Raw genomic sequence first — 24,131 nt, 5'->3', positions numbered from 1 at the left:
TTGCCGGGGGTTGCGCGGGCGTCGTACACTCGCGCAACCTTCGGACGGCATGACGGAGCGAGATCCTCGTCGACAGTCAGCTTCTCCGGCGCGCGTCGAGCTGCCGCCCGCCGCGGCCGAGGTCGCGACCGAGCTGGACGCCGCCGAGGGCGCGCCCGGCGAGCGGGCGGCGCCGGGCCAGGCGTCCCTGATCGTCCGCGCCGGCGACGGCGCGGCGCGGGTGATCGACATGGCCGACGGCGACGTCGTCGCGATCGGCCGCGCGCCGGAGTCCGCCGTGTGCGTCGACGACCCCCGCGTGTCGCGCAACCACGCGCGCGTCGCGCGGCGCGGCGACGCCCTCGAGCTCGCCGACCTCGGGAGCCGCAACGGCACCTCGGTGAACGGCGCCGTCGTGCGCGGGGCCGAGCGGGCCCTCGCCGGCGGCGACGTGATCCGCGTCGGCCCGGCCGAGATCGTCGTCGCGATCGCCGCGGCGGCGCCCGTCAACGCGGCGCCGCCCGGGGCCGCGGCGGTGGAGCTGGAGGGCCCCTCGTCCGGTCAGGGCGCCGGCTTCGTCGTCGCGGACGAGGCGATGGTGAAGGTCTTCCAGGTGGTGCAGCGCCTGGCGCGCGCCCAGACCACGGTGCTCGTCCTCGGCGAGACGGGGTCGGGGAAGGAGGTCGTCTCCGAGCAGATCCACCGCGCGAGCCCGCGCGCCGGGGGGCCGTTCGTGCGGCTCAGCTGCGCGGCGCTGCCCGAGACGCTGCTCGAGAGCGAGCTCTTCGGCCACGAGAAGGCCGCGTTCACCGGGGCGGACCGCCGCAAGATCGGCTACTTCGAGGCGGCGCAGGGCGGCACGCTGCTGCTCGACGAGATCGGCGAGCTCCCCCTCGCCATGCAGGCCAAGCTGCTGCGCGTGCTCGAGAGCCGGCGCATGGCCCGGATCGGCGGCACGCAGGAGATCGAGCTCGACGTGCGCGTCGTGTGCGCCACGCACAGGGATCTGCAGGCCGAGGTGGCGGCCGGGAGGTTCCGGCAGGATCTCTATTATCGCATCAGCACGTTCGTCCTCCGCGTCCCGCCGCTCCGCGAGCGGCGCGCCGAGATCGCGCTGCTCGCGCACCGCTTCGCGCGCCAGGTCGCCGAGCGCATGGGGGAGCGGGCGCCGCGGTTCGCGCCAGCCGCGATGCAGGTGCTCGAGGCGCACGCGTGGCCCGGCAACCTGCGCGAGCTGCGCAACGCGGTCGAGCACGCCGTCGTGCTGGCCGACGCCGGCGTCGTCGAGGTCGAGCACCTGCCGGCCTCCGTGGTCGAGGGCGGCGCGGCGCCGGCGAGCGTGGGCGCGCCGGCGAGCGTGGGCGCGCCGGCGAGCGTGGGCGCGCCGGCGAGCGTGGGCGCGCCGGCCAGCGCGGGCGCGCCGGCCAGCGCGGGCGCGCCGGCGGAGGCCGGGCCGATGCCCGCGCGCCTCGCGGAGCTGGAGAAGAAGAGCATCGAGGACGCGCTCGCCGCCGAGGGGAACAACCAGACGCGCGCGGCGAAGCGGCTCGGCATCTCCCGGCGCGCGCTGCTCTACAAGCTGGACAAGTACAACATCCGGCGCTGAGCGCTGGCCCTGCGCCCCGCGATCCTCGTCGCGTGCCTCGAAGCGGGGCTCGACGCGCGCTCTCTCTCGCTCACGACCGCCGTGGCCATCGCCCTCGAGGACCCCGGCGCGCCGGGAGCGCCGGCCTACGGCGGGAACTCGTCGAACCGAGGATACGAGTCCGTGATCTGATGCCAGGCCGCCTTCGAGGCGACGTGGATGTGATGATCAGGCCGCTTCGCCGGCACGCCGTCGAGCGCGCCGAGCTGCACGTGGGCGAACGCCTGCCCGCGGACCGCGTCGTACAGGGGCGAACAGCACTGCTTGCAGAGGCAGCGGTAGCCGTCCTCGCTCTCCCCGAGCCGCAGGAGCAGCTCGCTGCCCGCCGTGACGCGGACCTTGTCGATCTCGATCCCGCCGATGGCGGCGCAGGCGGCGCCGGTGCGCCGCCGGCACCTCGAGCAATGACAGTAGAACGCGTAGCCGAACGCGTCGTCGACCTGGAACTGCACGGCACCGCAATAGCAACTCCCGTTCAGCATCGGGTGGTGGCCCAATTTGCCCCGGAGTGATTCACATGAAGGCGGGAAGGCAGGAAGATCATTGATCTTTTCTTCTCGCCTTCCCGCCTTCATGTTCAAATCCGGCCACCACCCAGCATCGCTCCTCCACCTCCGTCGAGCGCCGCTCCGGCTGCTGCGTCGTGAGCTCGAGGGCGCGCCTGTGCCGGCGCGGGCTCCCTCGGGTGGGCGCCGGCGTCCGCGTCACGCTGCGTCGCCGAAGTTGCGCGCGATCACCGGGGCGACGCTCGGGTGCGCCTCGGCGCGCTCGGCCGCGGCGATGGCGCGCGGCGCCACCTCGCGGATGCGATCCCGGCCCGGGCGCCAGCGCGAGATCATGGATGCATAGACGTCGAGCACGGTCATCTGCTCGCCGAGGAAGAACGGGCCCGCCCCGAAGCTCGCCTCGATCGCGCTCCAGCAGCCCAGCGTACGCTGCACGGTCGCCTCCTTGAGCTCGGCCTGCGCCGCCTTGCCCTTCACCCAGCGCTCGGGGAAGTCCCCCACCGTGTACATGGGATAGATCGCCGAGGGGAAGTAGACGAGCCGCCGCAGGAACGCCGCGCGCCGCGGATCGCCCGGGCGCGGCGCGAGCTCCGTGTCCGGGTGCCGCTCGAGCAGCCAGAGGAGAATGGCCACGCTCTCGGTCATCACCGTGCCGTCATCGAGCACGACCGTCGGCACCTGGAGCAGCGGGTTCAGCGCCCTCAGCTCCTCGACGGCTGGCCCGGGCTCCCAGGGCGCCACCTCGGTGAGCTTGAACTCCTCGCCGAGCAGCGCACAGACCGCCTCGATCACGGCCGAGCCGCACCCCTTGCACCCGTAGATCGTCAACATCGCTCGCGCACCTCCGTCCGGTGCGCCCCTCATAGCAGCGCCGCGGATGGCTGGGTAGCGCGGCGCTGCCCGCGTCCCGGCTCAGGGGCGCTGCCCGCGTCCCGGCTCAGGGGCGCTGCCCGGACGCCGCGCCGCCGCGCGCCCCGGCGGGAGCGCAGCGAGACGGAGAAGTCATCGCGTCTCCCGAGGTCGAGCCGGGCCCCGGTGAACAGGCCCGCTCGCGCGGGCTCGCGCCGCGCCGGACGCGGCGCGGCTGTCTCAGGGCTCGGCCCCCTCCAGCATGTGGCAATACTGGCACGAGAACTCGCCTGTCTGCGTCGTCGGATCGAACCTCGGGATCTGGAGCAGGTCGGCCATCTCGGGCACGACCTTGTCGAACATGAAGTTGGTCCACTCCTGCCGCTCCGGGTGCTCCGGGTCTCCCACCCACTCGAGGAAGCCCTCCTCGCTGCCGGGGAGCGGGGCGATGCCCGCGCTCGGCATCGCGTAGGTGCCGCTGGCAACGCCGTCGCCGTGGCACGTCTCGCAACTCATGCTCTCGAACTTCGGGTCGTACGCGACGAAGACCTCCTTCATCCGCGGCATGACCACGTCGGTCATGTATCCGGTGCGCTCCTCGAAGCTCATGTCCTGCCATGCGACCGGCTCCGGCTCTGGCCCCTGCTCCTGCTCGCCGTCGTCCGCCCCGCCGCACGCGGCGGCGAACAGGCACGCTGCCATCGAGATGCGCCGCAGGACCGCGGCGGTCCTCCTCGTCCGGCGCTCCGGGGGAGGCGAGCGATCGGGCTGCCCCGCCTCTGCCGTCGCGTCGTTGGTCGCCGGTCCCACGGTGTTCATGGATCGCATCGTCACGTCTCCTTCTGAGCTGCGCGTCCGGCGGTCCCGGCCGGACGAGCCCTGGTTCTACGGTCACGACGAACGAGGGGGCGCGGGATCGACACGGGGGGCGATCTTTTTTTGCGTTGCGTCCAAGTGCTTGAAATGACTTGGCATTGGCGCCGTGCCTCCCGGCGGCCGCCGGGCACCCGGCGCCCCGGCGTGCACCGGGGAGCCCCGGCGGATCTGCGGGGGGGGCGGCCGGCGCTACCCGCTGCAGCAGCGGAATCCGATCGTGTAATCCGTGTCGTCGCGCTGCCGGACGTCGCGCGCGTCGCACCGGAGCTCGTCGAGCGAGCCGCCGCTGTCGAACGCCCCGCCGCGCGTCGCGCAGAGGTCGCCGGAGCCGGTGTCGCCGGAGCACGAGTCTTCCCACTCGCGGACGTTGCCGCTCATGTGCTGCAGGCCCAGATAGCCGCCCTCGCACGCCATGCTGGCCTCGTCGCCGACCGGCACCGTCGCGTCGCCGTCGCCGTTGCACTGCTGGGCGTCGAAATCGCCGGTGGAGTGGGCGAGCGCGCCGCCCTTGCTGCAGGCGTCGAACCACTCGCCCTGCGCCGCGCCGGCGTCGCCGTACGGCAGGGGGCCGCCGTGGAGCTTGCCGCAGAGGCGCTTGCCCAGGCTCTTGCAGAAGGCGCGCGCGTCGCACCAGTCGACGCAGGTGGCGGGGTACGGGTCGTCGGCGCGGCGGGTCGCGCACACCTCGGGGGCGCCGGGGCCGGAGTCGAAATCGAAGGTGCCGTTGAAGGAGCAGAACGGCTCCTGCGCCTCGACGTCCGGGTTCGTGGCGAGGAAGCGGCGGTAGGCGGCGTTCGAGACCTCGGTCTGGTCGATGCAGGACGTGCTCTCGACGGTCACCATGCCGGCGGGGCACTGGCAGACGCGCGCCGCGCACGAGGCGGTGGCGCAGTCGGCGTCGGCCTCGCAGGGCTGGCCGTACAGGCACGACGCGTCGCCGGCGCCGGGCTCGCAGGTGAGGCCGTCCAGCGGGCGCACCAGCGTGCACGCCGGGGCGAGGGCTGCGGCGAGGGCAGCCGCGGCGGCGATGTGGGCGGGCAGCCGGCGGCTCATCAGAAGGCCCCCTCGACGCCCGCGGAGGCGCCGGCGACGAGCGGACGGATCGCCGGCCGGAGCGCGCTCGCGCGGGCCGGCGGCGGCGTCGCGGCGGCCGGCCGGGTCAGGTAGAGCCACGCCGCGGCGCCCAGCGCGACGACGCCCACGCCGAGGCCGACGTCGGCCACCGCGTGCTGGACCCGGATGGCGCGCACGTCGTCGCCCGGGCAGCGCGGGGCGCACGTGGCGCGCAGATCGGCCTCGGCGTCCAGCGAGAGCGCGCCCACGACGGCGAACACGCCGAGCCCCACGACGCCGACGCCGCCGGCGGTCCACGCGAGCGGGGGGACCGCGGGCGGCGCGGCGGCAGCGAAGCGCGGGGGCGCGGAGGGCGGAGGCGCGGAGGGCGCGGCAGACGGAGGCGCGGCGGGCGCGGCAGGCGGACGGGGCGAGGGCGCGGAGGGCGCGGCAGACGGGGACGCGCCGGACGCGGCAGGCGGAGGCGCAGAGGGCGGAGGCGCGGCGGGCGGAGGCGCAGACGACGCGGCAGACGGAGACGCGCCGGGCGCGGCAGGCGGGCGGGGCGAGGGCGGCGCGCCGGCCGGAGGGGCGCCCAGGACCACCGTGATCGCCCGGTTCTTCTCGCCCTCGCGGATCAGCACGCGCTCCTCGACGGCGGGGCCTCCCGCGGGCTCATACCGGAAGGTGTGCGGGCCCGGGTCGACCGGCAGCGCCTTGCCGTCGAGCGCCGCGGCGAGGAGGCGCCCGTCCACGAGCACGCGCACGTCGAGCCGCTCTCGTCCGCCGGCTTCTCTTGCGGCGATCACCACGGAGGGCAGGCTCTTCTCGACCTCGGCGAGCCATGGCCCGCAGTCGGCCACGGCGGCCGCCGGGCACGTCGGCTGCGAGCAGGCGATGAGCGCCTCGCGCGCCGCGATGAGCTTTCCGTCGCGACGGAGGCCCTGGGCGCGCTCGTAGGCGGCAGCACACGCCCGCTTGCTGGGCTGGGCGCGGGCGTCGATGCCGGCGAGCGAGAGCGCGGCGGCGAGGCACAGGGCGAGCGCGGGCCGCGCGCGGGCGGGAGAGGCGTTCATCGGCTCACAGGCACTCCGGCTTGAGCCGGCGTATGCCAGCCTTGTCCACGGTGTAGGGTGGGGCGCAGCGCTGGGCGTCGGCGCGGGTCGCGCGCGGCGCGGGCGCAGGGGCGCGCGCACCCACGGCGGTGCGCGCCGGGCGCGGCGCGGGAGCCGCCGCGGGGGTACGCGGCGCGGGCGGGGCAGGGGCCGGTGTCGCGCCGGCGCCGGTGGAGGCGGTGGCGCCCGTCGAGGCGATGGCGCCCGTGGCGCTGGTCGCACCCGTCGCGCTCGTCATGGGCGGCGGGGCAGGGGCGGCCGTCGTGCTGGCCGCAGCCGTCGTGCTGGCCGCAGCGCTCGCCGCCGTCTCCTCGGCGGCACGGCCCTGCGTCGCGGCCGCGGGGATCGCGCTCGCCGCCTCGTCCGGCCCCGAGGGGCCGCGGCGCGACCAGTGCGCCGCGAGCGCGGCCGCGCCGCCGAGGAGCACCACGCCCAGCGCGACGAGCGGGCGCGCGCGCCTCGTCGCGGCGCGCGGCGCTTCATCTCTGGAGGCGAGCGCCACGGAGGTGTCGCTGGACGTCGCGTACCCCGCCTGCGGCGCCGTCGCGGTGGCCACCTGCTCGCGGACGACGGCCGGGATCTCCGGTGCGGTCTCCGCCAGCCCCTGCGCTGCCGGGCTCGGCGGCGCAGGCCCGCGTCCGCCGCGGTCGCCGTACGTGTCGCTGCGGTCGCTCGGGCCCGCCGCCGACGCGCTCTCGATCTCCGCGACGCGGGCCGCCCGCTGCGCCAGCGCGTGGCCGGCGAGGTCCTCCACCCACTCGCCCACCGCGCGCGGCGACGCGAGCGGGACGACCTCCTCGATGGCGATCGCGAGCTCGCGGGCCGTCGGGTAGCGGCCCTCCGCGTTGCGCTCCAGCGCCCGGAGGACGACCGCGTCGAGCGCCCCCGGCGCGTGCGGCGCAAGCGAGCTCGGCGGTGGGATGGGCTGCTCGAGCACGGCGGCGATCAGGGCGGCCTCGTCGCCGCCGTCGAAGAGCCGCTTGCCGGCGAGCGCCTCCCAGAGGACCACGCCCGCCGCGAAGACGTCGGTCCTCCGGGTCACGTCGCCGCACAGGATCTGCTCGGGGGCCATGTAGGCGAGCTTGCCCTTGAGCTGCCCGCCGCGGGTGATGCTGAGCCGCCCGCGCGCCTTGGCGATGCCGAAGTCGAGCAGCCGCGCCGTCCCGTCGACGCCGACGAGCACGTTCTCCGGCGAGATGTCGCGGTGCACGATGCCGAGCGGCTCGCCGGACTCGCTGCGCGCCTCGTGGGCCGCGTGCAGCCCGTGGAGCGCGCCGCACGCGACGCTGGCGACGATGGGCGGCGGCACCGGCGCGCCGCGCGCGCGCGCCGCCCGGAGCAGCCGCGCCAGCGACTCGCCCCGCACGTAGTCCATGACCAGGAACGCCTCGTCCGCGGCGATGAGGAGGTCGACCGTGGCGACCACGTTGGGGTGCTGGATGCGCGCGACGATGCGGGCCTCGTCGCGCAGGCTCTCGGCGATCTCGGGGGACTCGGCGAGCTGGGGGTGCAGCCGCTTGATGGCCACGGTGCGCGAGAACCCCGCCTCGCCGACCAGCCGGCCGAGGTGCACCGACGCCATCCCGCCGGAGGCGATCGGGCTGTAGATCAGATACCGGCCGATTCGCCTGGGCGGTGACGGCTCCGACGTCATGCCGGGGCGATGATACACGAGCCCGCGCGGCGCCGGGCACGAGGCCTCGATCGTCGGCCTCGCCGCGGGCAAGCAGCTCGCTGGCAAGGGGGGCAAGATGACGATCACGACGGAGCGGGCGGCCGAGGAGCCGGCGCCAGGCCCTTGATGAGCCCGCGGTCCGGGCGCGGCCGGACTGTCAGGCGGGGTGGGCCGCGCTCGGCTCGACGAAGCAGGCGCGGTACCCGTCGGGGTCGGTGACGAGGACCTCCCGTGTGTGCCACGGCTGGTCGCGCGGCCCGTCGACGGCGGCGCCGGCCGCCGCGGCGCGCGCGGCGATGGTCTCGATGCCGAGGTCGCCGGCGGCGCTGAAGCACAGGATCACCCCGAGGCCGCGCTGGCCGGCGAGCGAGACCCCGGGCGGCGTGGCGACGAGGAAGAGATCGGCGTAGCGCGCCCACCGCAGGTGGACGAACACCGGATCCTGGTGGACGCGGGCGAAGCCGAGGAGCTCGTAGAACGATGCCGAGCGCGCCGCGTCGGCCACGAGGAGCTTGACGTAGGCGGGCATCAGGTAGGGTTCGTCGCTGTGCATGGTCCCTGGGCGCCAAGGTGTGCTGCGCGCGGGGCCGGAAGGCAAGCCGCCAGCGCCGGGCGGGGACGGCGCCGTCTCGTCCTTCAGGTCCTCGGTGAGCCAGAGCCCGTCCCGCTGCACCGTCACTGGTCATGAAGAACTCGCGGCCGTCGTGGGGGGATCGACGAGAGCTGCGTGTCTGGCGTGCTCTGTTGTCATCGCCCCTTCGACTCCGACACACGAAGCGCGCGGAGGGGCTGTAACGGGGCATGTGGCGAGTCTGCTCATGAACGATTGTGTGAATGAATTGGGGGTGTCCTGGTAATGCACGAGGACTCCAGATGACGACGTGCGCGCGATGTGTCGATGTGTCCCTTGGCGCCGTGGTGTGGTATCGGCGGTCGGCATGCAGTTCCGCCTCGATCAGCTCAGCAAGAACATCCTCCGGGACTTCTTCGTGCTCGTGGGAGCAGCCGAGACCGAGGTGGAGGTGCCGGCCGGGGATGCACAGCGGATCGACGTCTGGCACGTGCCCGATCCGGAGCTGTTGCGTGCCCACCCCGAGATAGAGCCTGGCTTGCTCCGCTCCATGGCGGCGGAGGCGGGGATGGTGGAGGTCTTCAGCGCCGCGCCCGATACAGCCGAGTTCCACGATTGCCTGCGCAAGCGCTACCAGTGGCACCACACGCTCGAGCTGCGCACGGAGCGCCGGCTCGATCTGCCGTCGGCGTGGCTCTTGAGCGCCGGGCGCCCGGACGGGGTGCTCCGCGACTTCGGGTTCGTGCAGGACGCTGCTGGTCCGGAGGGGCTCTACGCGGCGCCGGCGCCGGGGTGGCGGATCCATGCCGTGGTGATCGCGGAGCTGCCGCGCGTCAGGAGCACGGTGCTGCTGCGGTTGCTGGGCTCGCCTCGCGTGCGGCGCGCGGCGCTGCGGGATCTGGCGGCGCTCCCCGAGGAAGCGTGGGAGCGCCGGGTGGCGCTGCCGTGGCTGGTTCGGTTAAGCTTCGAGGTGCCCGAGGAGCTCCTTCCAGGGCTGCCGTCCGAGGAGAGGGATTTCATCATGGAAACCCGCGAATGGTATGAGCAGTGGAACGCACGGAGGATGCAAGAGGCAAAAGAGGCGGAGGAGCGTGCCCAACAGCGCGGGCATGAGCGCGGGCGGCTGCAGATGGCGTCCCGGATCTGCGCGAACCGGCTCGGCCGGCCGCTGACCGAGGCGGAGACCGCCGCGCTGGCGGAGCGGCTCGAGCGGCTGCACGAGGACCGAGTAAGTGAAGTGGTCCTCTCGTTCTCGGTTGAAGCGCTGGGGGGCTGGCTCGCCGATCCGAACGCGACGTAACGCGGCGGTGCCCCGCCAGGACAGGAGATCCCGGCGTTCGCGGCCTACGGCGCGGCCGTCGCCGCGGGCTCCGCAACGCAGCGGATCCCGAGGAAGCCGCAGCGGTACGTCACCTCGAACCCCCCCGGCCGCGCCGTCCTGACGAGCGGCGGGATGCCGTCGCGCCAGCTGCCGCCGCGGGCGACACGCATCTTGCCATTGCCGTCGTTGGCGCTGGTCGTCCACTCGAAGACGTTGCCGGCCATGTCCTGGATGCCCTGCGGGTTCGCGCCCGCGGGGAAGCTCCCCACGTCGCACGCGGTCTTGCGCACGGCGCCGCCGCCCGACCAGCAGAGCTGATCCTTCGGGGCCTCGGCGCCCCACGGGTACGGCCGCGCCTCCTCGCCGCCGCGGGCCGCCCACTCCCACTCGTCGTCGCGCGGCAGCCGCTTGCCCTGCGCGGCGCAGTAGGCCTCCGCCTGCGCGAAGTCGACGCAGACCATCGGCTGCTTCTCCTTGCCGGCCACGCCGTAGGTCGACGCCTCCTTGGCGCAATTCGCCAATGTATCCGTACACTTACCTGTCTTGACGCACGCGGCGTAGGCCTCGGCGGTGACCTCGGTCGTGTCCATGCAGAGGTCGCCCACGGTGGCCTTCACCTTGAGCGGGCCCATCACGAAGCTGCCGCCGGGCACCCGCGCCATGCCGTCGGGACAGCCAGCCGAGGGCTTCGCCGGCGCGGCGGAGGCGGCGGCCGGCTCCACGCCGGCCTGCGCGGCGCTCGGATCCGCGCCGGCCGGCCCTGGCGTCGCGGCCGCCGCTGGCTGAGGCGGCGCCGGGGCGGTCGGCGCGCCGCCAGCGGTGTCCCCCGGCGCGGCCTGCGGCGCGGGCGCCGGCCCGGCGGGCGGGGAGCCGTCGGGCGCCGCGGGAGAGGCGCCGCACGCGGCGGCGAGGGCGCCGCACGCGGCGGCAGCGAGGAACAGCGAGGAGGTGGCGAAGGGCGGGGTGTGGGATCGCATGGTGTCTAGGAGGCGGTCACGGTCGGCGCCGGCTCGTCGTCGAGCCATTGCTCCTGGACGACGATCGCCGGTAACAGGGTGAACGGCCCGTCGTAGCCCGGGCCGAAGGTCAGGATCTGGATCACCCGCCGGTCGCCGCGGCGGATCGGGAACATCACCTCGCCCCCGCGGGGGAGCTCGCTGCCGCCGCGGGGCGGATCGATCCAGAAGGCCACGCCCTCGGTCTTCCCGCCGAGCAGCGAGATGGCCGAGACGGTGAGCTCGGGGCAGCGGATGCGCAGCCACTCCCTCGTCCGGTACGCGCGGCAGCCCGCGGCCGCGGGGCCGGTGCGGGAGAGGCGGACGCGCGGCGCGGCCTTCCACTCGGCGGCCGTGGGCTGCTTCGACGGCTCGGCCGGGAAGGGCTCGGCGTCGAGGGGCCGCTCCTCGACGGCCTCGGGCGCGGTGGCCGGAGGCTTGCCGGGCGCGCCGGTGGCGGCGGCCTTGGCCTGCGCGCCGGGCGCGCCGGTGGCGGCGGCCCCGGGCGCATCCTTGGGCTGCGCGCCGGGCGCCGCGGCCAGGGCGCCGACCGTACCGGCGGCCATCAGGGCGAACAGCGCGACGCGCGGCCTCATAGCGTCTCCAGGAAGGCCACGAGCGCCGCCCGGTCCTCGGGCGACAGGTGGCTCGTCTTGCCCATCCAGTCGGCGTTCTGCTCGATGAGCTCCGCCAGCGTGCCGGCGCGCCCGTCGTGAAGGTACGGCGGCCGCCCTCCCACGAAGCGCAGCGAGGGCGTCTTGTACTCGGGGCGCGGATCCGCGTCGTAGCCCGGAGGCGGCGGCCGCTTCGGCATCGGGTACGCCGTGCGATCCGTGTAATCGCTCGCGGGCACGTGGCAGCGGGAGCACTTCGCCTCGTCGCTGTGGAAGATCTCCTGGCCGCGCTTCACCCGCTCGTCGGCCGCCCCCTCGGCGCGCGGCGGCGTCACCAGGCCGCGCCGGATGAACATCGTGAGGTAGGTGGCCCGGGCCGCGAGCCCGGCCGGCGTGTGGTCGATCGGCAGCCCACCCCAGCGGTGCAGCCCCATGCCCGCCTGGAGCCTCTCGAGCAGATCCTCGTTCTCGCCGTGCCAGCCGTAGGGCCCGGCCGCGCCCACGTTGCCGGCGAGCATCGGGGTGCGCCGCGGGTAGCCCTTCCGCTTCGCTACCTCGGGGATGTTCTCCGGCCTGCCGACGAAGTTCGCGTGCTCGCCGTCGGCGGTGCTGAAGGTCGCCTCGCGCCAGACGTGCCCGTCGTCCCGCCCCTCGGGGTGGCACCCCGCGCAGCCGAGGTTGCCGCTCACCGTGGCGTCGAGCGCGCTGTAAAAGAGCCGGCGCCCCTTCGCGACCTCGGGGCCGAGCGGGTCGTCCGCGAGGTGTACGAGCGCCGCCGGCCCCTCCGCGGGCGCGGCGCCCGCCGGGAGCGCCGCCGCCGGGCCCGCGACCGGATCCTGCAGCCGGATCGCCGCCACGTCCCCCGTCGCGCGGCAGAACACCCACGCCGTTGCCTCGTCCGCGGACAGCGCCAGGCCCGTCGGCGCGCCGCACGTGCCCGCCACGCGGATGTGCGGGTCGTAGCGGCCGCCGACCGGGTAGCTCTTCACGATCGCGAGCGTCGGATCCACGGCGGTCGCGTCCACCTCGAGCACGAGGTCGTCGCCCTCGCCCGCGACGAGCAGCGTGCGCGCGCGCTTGCGGTAGGCCACGGCGCGCGGCTGGGTGACGGGCGTGACGCTCGCGCCCGGCAGGGTGATGACGCTCTCCGGCGTGATCACCTGCTCCGCGAACGCCGACCTGAGCACCGGCAGGTTGCCGTGGTGCGGCGGGGCGAGCGGCTCGTCGCGGCCGGTGAGCAGCACGTCCACCGTCGCGGCGCCGAACCACGCGGCGTGGCCCATGGCGCCGAGCGCGTGCCGCGCCGCGAACAGGCGCCGCCCGTCCTCCGACAGCGCCAGCGCGTAGCCCAGCGACGCGGCGAGCCGCTCACCGGACGGGGCGCGCAGCGGCGCGGCGGGCAGCGCGACGCGCCGGACCCGCGGCGCCCCGCCGAGATCGTCGATCCGGGTGACGTCCGCGCCGACGAGGTGGCTCACGTACGCGGCGCTGCCGTCGGGCAGCACGGCGACGCCCCGCGGCTCGCGCGCCACATCCACGGTCCACCTCGTCTTCCCGGCCTCGAGGTCCACGGCCGAGACCTTGTGCGTCCACGCCGAGGTCACGATCGCCGTCTTCTCGTCGGGCGTGACCGCGATGCCCCACGCGTCCGCGGGCAGCGGGACGCGGCCGAGCTCGACGAGGCCGGCCGCCGCGTCCGGCCGCAGGATGAGCAGGAGCCCCGGGTCGCGCACCGTGGCGAGCACCCGCCCGTCCAGCGCCAGCACCTGCGCGGGCCTGCCCGGCGTGGGCACGCCTGCGCCGGGCCGCGCGGGGTCGAGCGGCAGCGGCACGACGCGCAGCACGCCGTGATCCTCGTCGGCCACGTAGAGCGCTTCTTCGCGCGCCGCGCGGGCGAGGGCGCCGCCCTCGCGGACCGGCGCGCGCAGGGCCGCGGCCGCGGCCGGGGGCAGGGGAGCGGCCGGCGCGCCCGCGCCGCCATCCGAGGCGGCCGCGCTGCCGGCGGGGCCAGCGCCCGCGTCCGCGCCGGGCGCCGGGCCGCTGGAGCAGGCGCTCGCAGCGAGCGCGAGGAGTGCGGCGAGAGAGCGTGTCGCGGCGTGGAGCAAAGGGATCGCCGGATCTTCGCGCGCCCCCGCGCCCCAGGTCAACGGGCGCGGAGGGGCCGCCACGCGCCGTTTGATCCGTGCGCGCGAACGAACTATCTCGGCGTGTTCATGACGACAGCATCCCTGGCGGGCCACGGCGGCCCGGGCGGCGCGCAGACACCTCGGTTCATGGAGGTGAACGGAGCCCGCCTCGCCTGTGTGGAGCAAGGACAGGGCACCCCGGTGGTGTTCCTGCACGGGGCGGTCTCGGACCACCGCATGTGGGATCGGCATCGCGCCATCGTGGGAGAGCGGCACCGGGCCATCGCCTACAGCCAGCGCTATTTCGGGACCGGCGAGTGGGGCTCCAGCTGGCCCCCGTTCGGCGTGCAGACGCACACGGACGACCTCGTCGCGTTCCTTCGCGGCCTCGGCGCGGGCCCCGCGCACGTGGTCGCGTGGTCGTACGCCGGCCATGTGGTCCTGAGCGCCGCGCTGACCCATCCCGAGCTGATCCGCAGCGCTTTCATCTACGAGCCGGGGGTTCCCTCGTACGTGACCGATCCCGCCGAGCTGAGCGCGCTGAGGGACGACATGAACGCCATGTTCGGCCCCATCTTCGGGGCGGTCCAGCGCGGTGACAGCGAGGAGGCCGTGAGGCTCCTGCTCGACCGGTCGGGCCAGCGCGAGGGGTATTTCGATGCTCAGTCCGCGGAGAGACAGGCAGTCAACCTGGACAACGCGCGGACCATGCCGCTCCTCCTGTCGCAGCCCCGGCCGCCGGAGATCACCTGCGGCCAGCTGGCCAGCCTGAAGGTGCCTGTCACCATCGCCCATGGCGAGCTCTCCCGGCCGACGTTCGGCGTTGTCTCCCGCGCTGCCGCCCGCTGCATTCCCGGGCAGCACCTGGTGATCCCCGGGGCCACGCACATGTGGCCCGAGGAGGACGCGGGCGCGTTCTGCGCCGCGGTGCTGAGCCGCATCAAGGAACGCTGAGCGGCGCCGGCGCGGCCTGGCCCCCCGGCGGGGCGCTCCCTCTTCGCGTCGCTCGCCGCCCGAGCCACCGCGCCTCCTCACGCGCGAGGCGCGCGGCGGCCGCCCAGTCGATCCGTGCCGCCATCCTCTGAGAGGGGCCGGGCGAGGCCATGTTTTCCCACATGTCCTTCGTGCCGAAGAGCAGCTCGACCACGGCCGGGTCCTCGTCCCACGCGACGGGCACGAGGTCGTCGAGGCACGTCGTATCGACGGCGGCCTCGGGGTCCTCGATGAACTGCGCCATCATCTGCGTACCGCAGGGCGCCGCGCCGGCGGTCCTCACCGGGGATTCGTACGCGACCCAGTGCGGGCTCCAGGGCACCGCCACGAACGTCTGATGGGGCGCGGTGAGCCTGTCCGCCACGAGCTCCGCCCGGCCGATGGGCGTCTGCGGGTCGAGCAGGCCGTTCATCGCCAGGACGGGCACGGTGAAGCTCGGCCACCCGTCCCAGAACTGGTCGTGCGGATAGCGCGGCCAGAGTTCGTGAAGCTCGCCGAGCTCCAGCGCATCCTCCGGGCAGAAGCGCTGCGAATCGCAGCGCTCCTGGATCTCGGCCAGGGTCGGGGCGGGCTCTTCCCACAGCTCGGAGAGGGCCACGTGCGTCCCGAGGACGCTCGAGTCCCGCGGCTCGCCTCCGTCGGTCTGCGAGAAGAGGTCGAGCAGCGTTTGCATGTAGTGGTCGACCACCTGCACGTCGCCGTCCTCGCAGCGGTCGATGCGGTAAGCGAGCGGGAAGATGTGCGTCCGCAGGGCGCGTGCCTGCGCGAAGATCGGCACGATGGATGTGAAGAGGGCGACGTCGGTGCCGAGCTGCGAGCAGTGACCGCTCGAGAGCTTGCCGAGGAGCGCGTCGAGCTTCGCCCACGGGTCGGCGCCGAGCTTCGCCCCGCAGACCGGATCGGCGGCGCAGATGTCGGACAGATCCCGCACCACCGGATCGAATTGCGTATCGTACCAGGACAGGTACTGCGCGCCCGGCGACATGATCGAGTCGAGGATCACGGCGTCTGCCCCGTCGGGGTGCGCCTGCAGGAAGCGCATCGCGCGCGTCGTCCCGTAGGAGGCGCCATACAGGATCACCTTCTTGCCGGGCTCGCGCGTCAAGTCGATGAGCCGCGCGAGATCCTCGGCGTCGGCCGACGTCGTGAAGCGCGCGAGATCGCCGCCCCACGTCGCCTTCACCGCCTGGATGCAGGCGGGCCACTCGAGCGCGGTGATCTCCGCGCCGCCGTCCGAGCTCGGGTCCTCCTGGGCCGGGCATTCGAGGCGGCTCGAGGGCCCGACGCCGCGGTGCTCGAGCACGTACCAGTCGACGTCGGGCATGGCGCCCTGCCACAGCTGCTCGACAACGTCCTTGAACAAGTAGCCGGAGCCGCCGGGGCCGCCTTGCAGGAGCCAGACCTGCGCCTTCGCCGCCCCGCCCGGCGCGAGGTGGCGCGATACGAAGATGGGGAGCGCTTCGCCGTCAGGCCTCGAGGGGTCGAGCGGCAAGGGGACCGTGGCGCACTCGGAGAGGAAGTCGCCTGGGCAGCTCCCCCACGCGATTGCCGTGCTGCCGCCCGAGCCGCCCGAGCCGCCAGCGCCGCTCGTATCGGTGCTGGCCTTGTCTTCGCGGTCAGCGCAGCCCGCAGCGAGCGCCGTGAGCCCGAGCGCCGCGAGGAGGCGCCCCCGCCGAAAGATGTTTTGCATGTTCATGTCCGTGAACCTCGTGATCGCCGCAAGGGCAGCAGGTCGAGCTGCGCGATCGTCGCGGTGTGATGACCAGGACGCCGGTGGCGCCCCCGAAGGTGTCGTTGTCGCGCGCGATACGGTGTGTTCCCGCTCGGCCCGGTTCTGCTCAACGCCGGGATCGATTTCAGCAGTGGCGGATCTTTTTTGGATGGCGGCGTCAGTGGTCAGACGTCTGGCTCTCCGCGGCCAGACGTCTGGCCACGGCGATCGCTCGGACTTCGCCGGCGCGCTGGCGAGGGGCCTGTCGTCCTCGTGACAGGAGCTCTGCAAGTCGCCGCGCTCTCGGCGGTGGCCCGGCGCGCCCGCTTGGCGCCTTGGCCCCGATCAACGGATAGGTCGGACGACGACGTGGTAAGTGGCGGCCTCCGCCGGCACACCGATGGCCTCGACCATCGCGCGGCGCTCTGCCTCCGCGGCTGCCGACATATCCACCACGGTGGACGTGCGCCCCGAAGGCTGGAGCTCGGCCACCTTGACGCCGCGGATGGCGCACCGCTCATGCCTCGCCCCCGGGTACACGTGCTCCGCCTCGTCTACCGCCAGCGGTCGGCTGGGGCGCCATACAATCTTCTCGCCGAACACGAGAAGCACCTGCGCGCTGTGAGGTGGTTTGCACCTGAAGCTGAAGAGGGTTGCCTCGTTCTTCTCCGAGAGGCCGCCAGGAGAAAGCGCAGACAGGTCGCGCCAGATGGACGCCGGCACGCGCTCGAGCTGCTCGTACGCCTCGGCGAAGGAGCTCAGGGCGATCGTGGCGTCGTACGGGTATCGGGAGGCCAGCCGGATGCCCACGAAGAGCCTCTCAGGGAAACGTTCGCTTCCGCCGGGTAGGGAAGCTGATACTTGCTCCTCCAGCGCAAAACAAGCGAGCGCGATGCCGGTCTGCCGTCGCACCAAACGCAGCATCTGTCGGATGTCATAAACGCTCTGGTTCGGCAGCATCGGCGCGAGCGAGGCACGTCCCGCGATGAAGCAGGCGTCCGTAAAGCCGCCGAACTCCACGTACTCACTCTCGGTCCAGGTGCTCTCGACGTGGCCGGACGTCTCACCAGCTCCGGAGAAGTCCCACGCCTCCCTCACGGCCCAGCCGATCGCGGGGCGCAACGCGAGCGTGTCTTCGTCCTGCGCGATCCCCACGAAACCACCGAGGAACTCCATGGGAAGCTGCTGCAGCAGATAATCCCACGTGAACGAGACGGCCGAGAGCCCGCTCGGAGCGTGGCCCTCGTTCATGCTGTTTCTATCGAGGTAATCGAAATGTTCGTTCAGGTCGTCGAAACCTTCGTCCCCCGTGGAATGCCCGACCGGCGCCGGATCGAAGCCCTTCTCGCGGCCCCCCTCGCGTTCACCAGCCTTCAGGTGCATGAACGCGAGGTCCTTGTGGATGGCGCGGTTCCGCGCCAGGTCGCCGTAGATGTCGAGGTAAGGGAAAAAAGCGTTGATCCAGCCCGTGATGAACGGCCCGCCGGATTCGTCATGGAGCTTGAAGAGCGATCTCCAGAATGCGACGTCGATGCGACCCTCGAAGGCGTCGATGAACCGGTCGACGATCGGCAGGAGCGCCTCCGTCCACCAGGAGAGGTCGTACTCCGAGAGCGCCTGGACCCGCCTCCGGATGCGCCGGTAGTCCTCCACCGTGCCCTCGAGGGTGATCGACGGGATGCCGCAAGCCGTCTCGAAACTGTACTTGAAGTAGCTCCTCATGGCGTCCAGGAGGACGATCTCGGAGGCGGCGCGCTCGCACGGCCCGGTGGTGGAGAAGTCACAGACCACGAGGTCGCGCTGGCGGCCGATGTGCGCGGCGACTTGCTCGGAGAACGACGAGAAAACCTCGGGCCAGGGATTCTCAGGCGAGCCCTTGACGAAATCGTCACGCCGGACGCGGAGCTCGGCCTGACCCTCGTGGCGGACGAACTTGCCCCGAAGGCGCTCGGCGTTCGCCTTCACGTGCGCGGCGAAGCCCTGCGCGATCGCCAGCCAGACGGCATCCGGCGTGAGCGCGAGCGGATAGTGCTGCCGGAAAGCCGTGCCGACGGCCGCCAGCAGCCCGTGCTGCCGCGCGCGGAGGCACCGCGGCGGGTTGCTCCCAAACGCCTCGACGGGGCGGCCGAGCAGGAAGACGGGCCTCGCGTTCTCACCCTTCTCGTCGGACACGTCAGCCAGACGTCGATGCGCTCGCTGGACCGGCGATACCTCAAACGTGATGGCCATCTCTCGTCTCCTCATCAGGGCAATGCTGCGGGCGCCGCGGGCGACAAAGAGAAGCAAGACGGCTCAACCATGTCAATGCGCGCCCGCGCGCCCGCGCGCCCGCGCGAGAGCGCGAGAGCGCGAGAGCGCGAGAGCGCGAGCGTGCGACGCTGATGTGGTCGGGGCCCTGGTGATCGACCCGGGGACTCATGTAACCTCTCTCCTCTCCATCCCTTTGCCCGCCGAGGAGGTCCTCGATCCATGAGCGAACGGCTGAACCTGATGTCCCCCGCGATGCTCGCCGACCCGTACCCCACCTACGCCGAGCTGCGGCGCGACGCGCCCGTGTGCCAGGTGGACCCGGGCGGCTTCTGGGCGGTGACCCGCCACGACGACGTCATCGCCGTCCTCAAGGACACCGAGCTGTTCTCCTCGGAGGGCTTCCGCGCCGCGACCAAGCCCGCGTGGCTCGGGCACAACCCGTTCGGCGACTCCATGATCGTCCTCGACCCGCCGGCGCACGGCCGCCTGCGCTCCCTCGTGAGCCGCGCCTTCACGCCCGCGGCCATGGCCCGGCTCGAGGCGCGCGTGCGCTCCTTCGCCGGCGACCTCACGGCGCGCCTGCCGCTCGGCGAGCCGGTCGACTGGGTCGAGGCGCTCGCCATGCCGCTGCCCGCGAGCGTCATCGGCGAGCTCCTCGGCCTGGATTCCTCGCTGCACCCGCGCTTCAAGCGCTGGACGGACGACCTCACCAGCATCAGCCCGGTCACGCCGGACATGACCGCGCGCATGGAGGAGATCCGCACCACGGTGCGCGAGGCCGAGCAGTACATGACCGAGGTGCTGGCCCGACGCCGCCGCGAGCCCGCCGACGACATGGTGACAGACCTACTGCGCGCCCGGGTGGACGGCGAGTCGCTCACCGACGCGGAGCTCATGAGCTTCATGTTCCTGCTGCTCGTCGGCGGCCTGGAGACCACGGTGCACCTCCTGAGCCACACCGCGCTGCAGCTCATCGCGCACCCGGAGGTGCTCGATCGCGTGCGCGCGGATCCCGCGCTGATCCCGCGGCTCGTGGACGAGGTCCTGCGTTACGAGCCGCCGGTGCGGTCGGTGTACCGGGTCGCCACGCGCGACGCCGAGCTGAGCGGCGTGCGCATCCCCCGGGGCGCCAAGGTGCTGGTGGTGATCGGCTCCGCCGCGCGCGACGAATCGCACTTCCCGGACGCGCACCGGTTCGACATCGACCGCGCCGGGGTCACGAACGTGCCGTTCGGGCACGGCGTCCATTTCTGCCTGGGCGCGCCGCTCGCCCGGCTGGAGGCCCGGCTCGTCCTCGCGGCGCTCCTGCCGCGCGTCCGCCGCTTCACCCAGGCGGGGCCGGTCGCGTGGCGGCGGTCGATCTCCGTGCGCGGCGTGACCACGCTCCCGCTCGTGGCGCACCCGGCCTGAGCGCGCTCAGAGCGAGCCCAGGAAGACGACGAGGGCGTCGCGATCTTCCCTGGGGAGCGCCATGAAGCGCTGCCTCGCCGCGTCCGCCTCGCCGCCGTGCCACAGGATCGCCTCCACGACGTCCCGCGCGCGGCCGTCGTGCAGGAGCTGCGTGTGGCCGTTCACAGCCTCGAGCAGCCCGATGCCCCAGAGCGGCGGCGTCCGCCACTCGCGCGGCCCCGCCAGGTGATCGCCTGTCGACGTGTCCGCGAGCTCTTCTCCCATGTCGTGGAGGAGCAGATCGCTGAAGGGGTGGATGATCTGCTCGCGCAGCTCGACGAACGGGTGATCGCTGCCCGTCTTCATCGTGGGGACATGGCAGCTCGCGCACCCTGCCTGGCTGAACAGCACCTCACCGCGCTGGACCGCCGGATCCGCGGTGTCGCGGCGCGGCGGCACGCCGAGCATGCGCATGTACGCCGACATCCTGTCGAGATCCTCGTCCGAGAGCTCCGGCTCCCCGCGCGTGCCGGCTTCGCAGCCCGCCTGCCGCTCGCCGCACTCCTCCACCGGGAAGAGGCTCGTCGTCACGCCCATGTCGGCCACGAGCGCGTCGGCGACCTGGTGCGGCACGCTCACCTTGCCCGCCTTCCAGCCGAAACGCCCGATCCGCAAGACCCCCGAGGCGGGATCCGGGATCAGGTTCGGACGACCCGAGATGCCGTCCTGGTTGCAGTCCATCCCGTCCGCGCGCTCGAGCAGCGACGCCTCGGCGATCGCCTCGAGGAGGCCCATGCCCACGACCGGGCGGGCGACGCGGACCGAATAGCTCGAGATCGGCCCCGCGGAGAGCCCGCTGAAGCTGAACGTGGGCTGCCGCAGGACATACGGTGTTCCGTCGGGGAACTGCCCGGGCCTGTCGGTATAGGCCAGGGTGGCCGTGCCCTCGCCGGGGCTCCCGTCGAGCCCCTTGTCCTGCAGCTGCCGGCCGTAGCTGGGGTCCACGGAAGGCCCCCCGTTCGCGCCCGACCCGGCGCCGAACAGCTTCACGACGGAGGTGGCCATCGCCTCGCCGGGCTCGGGCGGCGCGCCACGGCCGTTGTTGATGTGGCAGCCCGCGCACGCGGCCTGGTTCGAGAGGGGGCCCGCCTTGCCAGCCTGCTCGTCGAGGGCGGGATTGCCGCTCTCGCTGTGCTCACCGGTGGTGAAATCCGTGTGGAACAGGCGGCGCCCCTCCAGAAAGCGCTGGATCGAGCCCTCCTGGATGTTGAGCGCCATCTGCTCGTAGTAGAGGTGAGGCTCCTCGTGGATGTACGGGATCGTCCCGTCTCCGCCCGACAGGGCGGCGTCGTTCGGCTCGTCGAAGGGCGTCAGCTCGCCGCTGCCGACGCGGTAGCGGAACGTATCGCTGTAATAGCTGGTCCTCCCCTCGACGGTGGCCGGATCGAGGAACACCCCGAACTCGAACTCCAGCAGATCGCCCTCGCGGATCTCCCTGCTCTCCCTGGCGTTGCGGTCGACGACGAACTCCCAGTGGGTGCTCGTGATGCGGTCCATACCGTTGTTCGAGTCGAACACGTTGCCTTCGCCCGAGTACCAGCAACGGAAGTTGATGACGTTGTTGTCCGAGGTCTTCGCGTTGGGGAGCCAGGTGAACTTGACCGTGCTGCCGCCCGCCGGGATCGTGTCCTCGATGATGAACTTGTAGCTGCGGTTCTCGAAATAGCGCGGCTGGAACGGGCTGAACTCCTCCTCTTTCTCGTGGCGGCCGCGCACGCGCCCCGCCGCTTCGAGCGCGATCGTGCCGTCCGCGGCCCTCGTGGCGATCGGCCGGCCTCCGGTCGCCGCGGGGAACAGGGGAGAGACCTCGCCGGTCACGCCGGAGCATTCGCCGGGAGAGACTCCGTTGCTGTTGCAGGTCGCGGCGGGCGGCGCGCCCGACGAGAAGTAGGCGTAGATGGCCTCGACGTCCTCCGCCGCGATCTTCTGCGCGTCGAAGGCCGGCATGCGGTCCGAGCCTGTGCGCACCTGATCCGTGAACTCCTCCAGCGAGCCGTCGAAGGCGAACAGATCGGGAAAACCGCCGGTCGACTTGCCATACGCGTCATGGCACCCGCCGCAGCTCTGCGCGAACGCCCGCGGCAGCGCCGGCGCTTCGCCCGCCTCCACGCACGGATCGCCGGGGGGATCGCCCCCGGACCCCGACCCCGGCGGGGGCGACCCAGGCGGGGGCGACCCCGGCGGGGGAGACAGCGCCGGATCGCCCGAGCACCCGAGCCCCGCCGCGCAGCTCGCGAGCAGCCCGAGCGCGACACGGAGACCCCGAGACACAAATCGACGTGAGCGGCTTTCGATCATCGCGCATCGACCTCCGACGTGGGCTTATCCATCAAGACCGTGATCACACGGGGTACCTGAGGCATCCCCTCGAACTCTTCGGAAGATTCACAAGGAGGCAGTTTTCCCCTCGTGTCCGGCGCGTGTGGTTTTCGTGATCAAATCGACGGCATGGCTGCGCTACGATCATTCCATGTCGTGTACGCGGAAGACTGCAGCGATGGTGTTGCTCCTCGGGCTTTCCTGCTGCGGGGCGGACGTGGAGATCGCGGTAGGTCGCATGAATCCGGCGGCAGCGGCGGGCGGCGGCAGCGGGGGTGGCGGCAGCGGAGGCGGCGGCAGCGGAGGCGGCGGCGACGGCGGCGACGGGGGCACCGGTGTCGTGCCTTGTGATGAGCTGCCGTCGGCGGCGCACCGGTACACGTTCGACGGTGAGGGGACGGTCGTCGCCGATGCGGTCGGCGACGCTGACGGCGAGATCCTCGGGGGAGCGAGCCTCGATGGGGGAGGGGGGCTCGCGCTCGACGGCGACGACGATTACGTCGACCTGCCCGCGGGGCTCCTGGCAGGCTTGCGCGACGTCACGGTCATGGCGTGGGTCGCCCGCGGCAGCGGGGGGGCGTACATGCGGATCGTCGACCTCGGCGTCGGCAGCAGCGACGGAGATCCCGTCGAAGGTGATGGGAGCGTCGGACGTTCATACCTTGCCATCACCCCCTCGACGGGCTTCGACGTGCGGGGGGTCGCCGCGCTCGCGAGCGACAGCGGCGCCGCGGGCGAGGTGGAGATCCCCACCGCGCTGAGCCTCGACGATGGCGAGACCCATCAGGTCGCCCTCGTCGTCGATGGCGAGGCGGCGGACATGGCCCTTTATGTGGATGGCGCGCTGCTCGGCCGCGCGGCGGTCGGGTTTCCGCTCTCGGCGATCCAGGACGTGAACAACTGGCTCGGGCGGTCCCAGTTCGATCAGGATCCGTACTTCCACGGACGCTACGACGAGCTGCGCATCTACGATGAGGCGCTGGCCGGCTGCGCGGTGGAGGCCGCCTGGAACGCCGGCCCGGATCGACCCTGAGGCTTCAGAAGACCAGCGCGAGGCCGAGGCGAGCGCTGACGCCTGCGGCCGGGGGGCGATACACGGTCCCCTCGAGGTTCTCGACGATGAAGCGGGGCCGCTGCAGCGGGGCGACGGCGTGCAGCGCTCCCTCGAGCCTCAGGGGAGCGGCGATGTCCACCTCGACCAGCGATCCGAGCCCGATCGCGAAGATCGGCGCGGCGCGGTGGAAAGGCTCATCGACCTGCCGTCCCGTGGCCATGAGCCAGTGCTGGCGGCCGAGCGCGCAGAGGTACACGCGGACGACGGGGTGCCCGAGGGCGCGCGCGCAGGTGTCGACCTCGAGGAACCAGAGCCGGAACTCGGCGCCAGCCGCCTGGCCGGCGATGCGGCCCGAGCTCGACGGCACCACGCCGCCCGCCGCGTCGGCGCGGAACCAGCCGCTGCGGACCGCGCCTCCCGCGGCGAGCCCGGCGCCGAGCGCCGGGACGAGCGCCTGCTCGACGTGCGCGCTCAGCCAGAGCGCGCCGTCGACGTCGCGCTCCGCCGCGGGAGGGCGGTCGGCCGCGGGAGGGCGGCCGGCCGCGGGAGGTCGCTCGGCCGCGGGAGGTCGCTCGGATGCGGCCGGCGGTGGACGCGGCGCGCGCGCGATGGGGGCGTCGGCCTCCTGGGGCGGCGCGGCGGCGCTCCGCGCGACAGCGTCGGGATCGATCGACATGGCGACGATGAGCGCCGCCGCCCGCGACATGGACGCGCAGTCGTCGCCGTGGAGCACCCGCTCGCCGGGCGTCGGCCTGCGGATGCGCAGGGCGAGCCGGAGGCGCGCGTCGCCCTCGCGAGCGACGGCGATGTCGACCTCGATCGGCTGGCGCTCCTCTGACGCTCCCAGCAGGCGGACGATCTCGTTCCGGACCTCGTCGCCCGCCGGGCACCCGTCCGGCGCTTCCCATCGCAGGTCGACGGCACGCGGCCCGGTGGGCGCCGCGATCGCGCGCGTGGGCAGGAGCGCCGCCGTGACGATCAGCGCTTGCAGGGCCGACGGGGCCCACCTCGAGGCGTGCACCCGCGCACT

At 73.3% G+C, this 24,131-nt stretch carries 19 protein-coding genes; 5 read left to right on the top strand and 14 right to left on the bottom strand.

Annotated elements, in window-relative coordinates; translation table 11 throughout:
• Positions 1 to 49 precede the first annotated feature (49 nt).
• On the top strand, positions 50 to 1,585 hold the full coding sequence (locus WME85_RS25360; RefSeq protein ID WP_437841845.1) for a sigma 54-interacting transcriptional regulator: 1,536 nt from the start codon (positions 50 to 52) through the stop codon (positions 1,583 to 1,585).
• 125 nt (positions 1,586 to 1,710) lie between these two features.
• Here WME85_RS25360 and WME85_RS25355 read toward each other — a convergent pair whose 3' ends face one another.
• The 7 genes from WME85_RS25355 to WME85_RS25325 all read right to left on the bottom strand — a co-directional run bounded on the left by WME85_RS25355 (position 1,711) and on the right by WME85_RS25325 (position 8,251).
• On the bottom strand, positions 1,711 to 2,106 hold the full coding sequence (locus WME85_RS25355; RefSeq protein WP_437841842.1) for a GFA family protein: 396 nt from the start codon (positions 2,104 to 2,106) through the stop codon (positions 1,711 to 1,713).
• Between the two features lie 222 nt (positions 2,107 to 2,328).
• Complete coding sequence (locus WME85_RS25350; RefSeq protein WP_437841840.1) at positions 2,329 to 2,961, bottom strand: glutathione S-transferase family protein; 633 nt, start codon at positions 2,959 to 2,961, stop codon at positions 2,329 to 2,331.
• 258 nt (positions 2,962 to 3,219) lie between these two features.
• Positions 3,220 to 3,798: a hypothetical protein gene (locus tag WME85_RS25345; protein WP_437841838.1), complete on the bottom strand. Its 579-nt coding sequence runs from the start codon at positions 3,796 to 3,798 to the stop codon at positions 3,220 to 3,222.
• Positions 3,799 to 4,044: 246 nt separating this feature from the next.
• Positions 4,045 to 4,908, bottom strand: coding sequence for a formylglycine-generating enzyme family protein (locus tag WME85_RS25340; protein ID WP_437841836.1), 864 nt, complete (start codon positions 4,906 to 4,908; stop codon positions 4,045 to 4,047).
• Positions 4,908 to 5,984: a hypothetical protein gene (locus WME85_RS25335; RefSeq protein WP_437841834.1), complete on the bottom strand. Its 1,077-nt coding sequence runs from the start codon at positions 5,982 to 5,984 to the stop codon at positions 4,908 to 4,910. Before WME85_RS25335 ends, WME85_RS25340 begins: the two co-directional genes overlap by 1 nt.
• A 4-nt stretch (positions 5,985 to 5,988) precedes the next feature.
• On the bottom strand, positions 5,989 to 7,677 hold the full coding sequence (locus WME85_RS25330; protein ID WP_437841833.1) for a serine/threonine-protein kinase: 1,689 nt from the start codon (positions 7,675 to 7,677) through the stop codon (positions 5,989 to 5,991).
• 178 nt (positions 7,678 to 7,855) lie between these two features.
• On the bottom strand, positions 7,856 to 8,251 hold the full coding sequence (locus WME85_RS25325; RefSeq protein ID WP_437841830.1) for a VOC family protein: 396 nt from the start codon (positions 8,249 to 8,251) through the stop codon (positions 7,856 to 7,858).
• Between the two features lie 385 nt (positions 8,252 to 8,636).
• On the opposite strand from WME85_RS25325, the gene WME85_RS25320 reads away from it, so the two are divergent.
• A complete protein-coding gene (locus tag WME85_RS25320) occupies positions 8,637 to 9,569 on the top strand; it encodes a hypothetical protein (RefSeq protein ID WP_437841828.1) in 933 nt (310 codons plus the stop codon).
• Positions 9,570 to 9,613: 44 nt separating this feature from the next.
• On the opposite strand, the gene WME85_RS25315 is transcribed toward WME85_RS25320, so the two are convergent.
• From WME85_RS25315 to WME85_RS25305, 3 genes are read right to left on the bottom strand one after another with little or no spacing between them, the layout of a single operon-like run.
• The gene (locus tag WME85_RS25315; RefSeq protein WP_437841826.1) at positions 9,614 to 10,567 is read right to left on the bottom strand and encodes a formylglycine-generating enzyme family protein; all 954 of its coding nucleotides are present in this window, start codon (positions 10,565 to 10,567) and stop codon (positions 9,614 to 9,616) included.
• 5 nt (positions 10,568 to 10,572) lie between these two features.
• Positions 10,573 to 11,181, bottom strand: a complete 609-nt coding sequence (locus tag WME85_RS25310) for a hypothetical protein (RefSeq protein ID WP_437841823.1) — start codon at positions 11,179 to 11,181, stop codon at positions 10,573 to 10,575.
• Positions 11,178 to 13,367, bottom strand: a complete 2,190-nt coding sequence (locus WME85_RS25305; protein ID WP_437841821.1) for a hypothetical protein — start codon at positions 13,365 to 13,367, stop codon at positions 11,178 to 11,180. Before WME85_RS25305 ends, WME85_RS25310 begins: the two co-directional genes overlap by 4 nt.
• 45 nt (positions 13,368 to 13,412) lie before the next feature.
• Between WME85_RS25305 and WME85_RS25300 the strand changes: the two genes are divergently transcribed.
• Positions 13,413 to 14,279 (top strand): alpha/beta fold hydrolase, encoded by an 867-nt coding sequence (locus WME85_RS25300; protein WP_437841819.1) that lies wholly within the window; start codon positions 13,413 to 13,415, stop codon positions 14,277 to 14,279.
• Here WME85_RS25300 and WME85_RS25295 read toward each other — a convergent pair.
• Both WME85_RS25295 and WME85_RS25290 read right to left on the bottom strand, forming a co-directional pair.
• Positions 14,266 to 16,014: an alpha/beta fold hydrolase gene (locus WME85_RS25295; protein ID WP_437841815.1), complete on the bottom strand. Its 1,749-nt coding sequence runs from the start codon at positions 16,012 to 16,014 to the stop codon at positions 14,266 to 14,268. The genes WME85_RS25300 and WME85_RS25295 overlap by 14 nt on opposite strands.
• 360 nt (positions 16,015 to 16,374) lie before the next feature.
• Positions 16,375 to 18,258, bottom strand: coding sequence for a DUF4419 domain-containing protein (locus WME85_RS25290; RefSeq protein ID WP_437841812.1), 1,884 nt, complete (start codon positions 18,256 to 18,258; stop codon positions 16,375 to 16,377).
• 240 nt (positions 18,259 to 18,498) lie between these two features.
• On the opposite strand from WME85_RS25290, the gene WME85_RS25285 reads away from it, so the two are divergent.
• Positions 18,499 to 19,689, top strand: a complete 1,191-nt coding sequence (locus tag WME85_RS25285) for a cytochrome P450 (RefSeq protein WP_437841809.1) — start codon at positions 18,499 to 18,501, stop codon at positions 19,687 to 19,689.
• A gap of 6 nt (positions 19,690 to 19,695) precedes the next feature.
• Here the strand turns inward: WME85_RS25285 and WME85_RS25280 are convergent, their stop codons facing one another.
• Positions 19,696 to 21,999 carry a di-heme oxidoredictase family protein gene (locus tag WME85_RS25280; RefSeq protein ID WP_437841807.1) on the bottom strand — a complete coding sequence of 768 codons (2,304 nt, stop codon included), beginning with the start codon at positions 21,997 to 21,999 and terminating at the stop codon, positions 19,696 to 19,698.
• 226 nt (positions 22,000 to 22,225) lie between these two features.
• On the opposite strand from WME85_RS25280, the gene WME85_RS25275 reads away from it, so the two are divergent.
• The gene (locus tag WME85_RS25275; protein WP_437841804.1) at positions 22,226 to 23,080 is read left to right on the top strand and encodes a LamG domain-containing protein; all 855 of its coding nucleotides are present in this window, start codon (positions 22,226 to 22,228) and stop codon (positions 23,078 to 23,080) included.
• Between the two features lie 4 nt (positions 23,081 to 23,084).
• On the opposite strand, the gene WME85_RS25270 is transcribed toward WME85_RS25275, so the two are convergent.
• Entirely contained in the window at positions 23,085 to 24,122 is a 1,038-nt protein-coding gene (locus WME85_RS25270; protein WP_437841801.1) for a hypothetical protein, read from the bottom strand.
• Between the last annotated feature and the right edge of the window lie 9 nt (positions 24,123 to 24,131).

Origin of the sequence: Sorangium sp. So ce1153 (genome assembly GCF_051521595.1) — a bacterium.
Lineage (GTDB): Bacteria > Myxococcota_A > Polyangia > Polyangiales > Polyangiaceae > Sorangium.
Note: the sequence above shows the minus strand (reverse complement) of the source record. Positions and strands in the feature narration are given on the sequence as shown.